Source organism: Nonomuraea lactucae, from assembly GCF_003313395.1.
In the GTDB taxonomy this organism is placed as follows: Bacteria; Actinomycetota; Actinomycetes; order Streptosporangiales; family Streptosporangiaceae; genus Nonomuraea; species Nonomuraea lactucae.
Genome location: NZ_QNFZ01000601.1, coordinates 1 through 2220, shown reverse-complemented (window position 1 = coordinate 2220; position 2220 = coordinate 1). Strand labels below are relative to the sequence as shown.

Here is a 2220-nt window from a genome sequence, read left to right as displayed (position 1 = left end):
CGCGAACAGGGGCGGGCGCGGGCGCGCATGCGGGCGCGGGTGCGGGGGCGGGCGCGGTCCTCGACGTGCAGGGGCACCTGGAGACGAGCGCCGCGATCGCGGGCTCCTACTGCACCGAGGCCTATCTCGCCGCGGCGGGCGAGAACATCCAGCTCCACGGCGGCATCGGGGTCACCTGGGAGCACTCCGCGCACCGCTACTTCAAGCGGGCCACCTCCGATGCGGAGCTGTTCGGGCCGCCGCGGGCTCATCGCGCCCGGCTGGCGGACCACGTCCTCTCCGGCCTGTCCCCCGGCTAGGTCCCTGCCGGGGCGGCGGCCTCGCGGAAGGTCAGCCGCCCAGGAGGGTCTCCCAGGGATGGCGGGCGTTGGTGCTGCGGGTGGTGTCGAGGGCCTCGGCCAGCCGCCAGAAGCCGGGTCGCGCCCGGACGCGCGCCCTGCCCATCGGGTCGATGGCGCGCAGCTCGAAGCGGACGCCCATCACCTCCAGGGCGGCGCAGACGTCGTTGCCGGGAACGGCGGTCGTGACGAGTTGGAGGCCGCGCAGTCGCTCCTCCAGCAGCGCCGCCGCCTCCGAGGCGAAGGGCCCGTCACGCCATTCGAGGTGCCAGCTGCCGGATCCGCGCCACCAGGCCAGGTCGCGGCACGACTCGATGAAGTCCGCCTCGCCGGCCAGCACGGCCATGACCCGGCCGAGGGCCTCGTAGCCGCGCGCGCCCGCGGGTGAATGATCGTCGTCGCCGGCGGGGAACGTGCCGCCTTCCGGCGACGGTAGCGCGTGCTTTCGCCTCACGAGCAACCACTCTGATCGCGACCGCGCCCTTCCCGCAAGTGTTCGGCGCTGATAGGCTAAACCAAGCGAGCGCTTGGTTCACTACTTTCGCCGGAGGCGCGATGACGTCCCTACGGATCAGCCTGGGATACGAACTGGAGGTCCGCGGGCGCACCCGTGAGGTGGAGCGGCAGGCGTTCCAGAACGTGATCGACCAGGTCGTGCTCGGAGACCGGCTGGGCTTCGACACGGCGTGGTTCGTCGAGCACCACTTCACCCGGGGCTTCTCGCACTCCTCCGCCCCCGACCTGGTGCTCGCGGCGATCTCCCAGCGGACCGAACGCATCCACCTGGGGCTCGGCGTCGTGCTGCTGCCGTTCCAGTCGCCGATCCGTACGGCGGAGCGGGTCGCGACGCTGGACGTGATCAGCGGCGGCCGGGTGGAGTTCGGCACCGGGCGGGGCGCGTCCCCGCTGGAGTACCAGGCGTTCCAGCGGCCGTTCGAGAAGTCGCGGCGGATCTGGGAGGACTCCCTGGAGGCGACGCTGGCCATCTGGGTGGCCGACGGCGAGCCGGTCAGCCGGTCGAACGAGTACTTCGAGATCCCGGACGTGGCCGTCTACCCGCGTCCCGTGCAGCGTCCGCACCCGCCCGTCTGGGTGGCGTCCACCTCGCTGGAGGGCTACCTCGCGGCGGCACGGCACGGCTACAACCTGCTCGGCATGACGATGCTCAAGGGCATCGACGACGTGGCGGCCGACATCGCCCAGTACCGGCAGGCGCTGGCGGAGGCGGGGTTCGATCCCGCGAGCCGCCGGGTGGCGCTGATGATCCCCTGGTTCGTCGCGCCGACCAGGGAAGCGGCCACCGGCACGGCCGCCGACGCCGTCCTGTGGTACATCCGCCGCCAGGTGAACCTGGTCACCCCGCCCGACTACTACGACGCGCGTCACGCCACCCACCGGGTGCTGGGCCAGCTCGCGGCCGGGATGCCGCCGGAGGAGGCGATGGCCACGCTGCGCGAGCACCTGATGGTCGTGGTGGACGACGTGGAGGGTTCGCGGAAGGCGCTGGCCCGCATCGCCGCGGCGGGGGCCACCGACCTGATCCTGCAGTGTCAGGTGGGCGGGCTGGCGCACGAGCGGGTGTGCGAGTCGATGGAGCTGTTCATGGCCGAGGTCGCGGCGTGACCGCCCCGTCGGGGTCCGGGCCGGCCCGGACCGGCCCGGCAGCGAGCGGCCCGACGCACCGGTGGCTCACGCGTGAGGATCTCGGCGCGGGCGGCGGATCCGCCTCGGGGCTGCTGCTGGTCTCCTCCGACGCCTCCACCGTCTTCCCGCTCGGCCCGCGCGAGCGCGCGGAGGCGGAGGAACTGACCGGGGCGGCGCTGAGCGCGGCGGGGGTGGACGGACGCGATCGGGTCGTGGTGGCGCTGGCCGAGCCCGCGGG

3 protein-coding genes and 1 pseudogene are annotated in these 2220 nt (G+C 73.5%); 3 read left to right on the top strand and 1 reads right to left on the bottom strand.

Features of this window, described 5'->3' with window-relative positions; genetic code table 11:
- The coding region (locus DQW85_RS24095; RefSeq protein ID WP_275888248.1) for an acyl-CoA dehydrogenase family protein at positions 1 to 299 on the top strand (299 nt) is incomplete at its 5' end.
- A 31-nt stretch (positions 300 to 330) separates the two neighbouring features.
- On the opposite strand, the gene DQW85_RS24090 is transcribed toward DQW85_RS24095, so the two are convergent.
- Entirely contained in the window at positions 331 to 792 is a 462-nt protein-coding gene (locus DQW85_RS24090) for a hypothetical protein (protein ID WP_240197391.1), read from the bottom strand.
- 101 nt (positions 793 to 893) lie between these two features.
- On the opposite strand from DQW85_RS24090, the gene DQW85_RS24085 reads away from it, so the two are divergent.
- Positions 894 to 1961 carry an LLM class flavin-dependent oxidoreductase gene (locus tag DQW85_RS24085; protein WP_113702323.1) on the top strand — a complete coding sequence of 356 codons (1068 nt, stop codon included), beginning with the start codon at positions 894 to 896 and terminating at the stop codon, positions 1959 to 1961.
- Positions 1958 to 2220 (top strand): annotated as a pseudogene (locus DQW85_RS24080) (hypothetical protein); the annotation flags it as partial. The gene DQW85_RS24085 and the pseudogene DQW85_RS24080, both read left to right, overlap by 4 nt.

What these genes read in the sequence shown, in the direction of transcription:
- DQW85_RS24085 (WP_113702323.1), top strand. Translation starts at nt 894, where the DNA reads ATGACGTCCCTACGGATCAGCCTGGGATACGAACTGGAGGTCCGCGGG.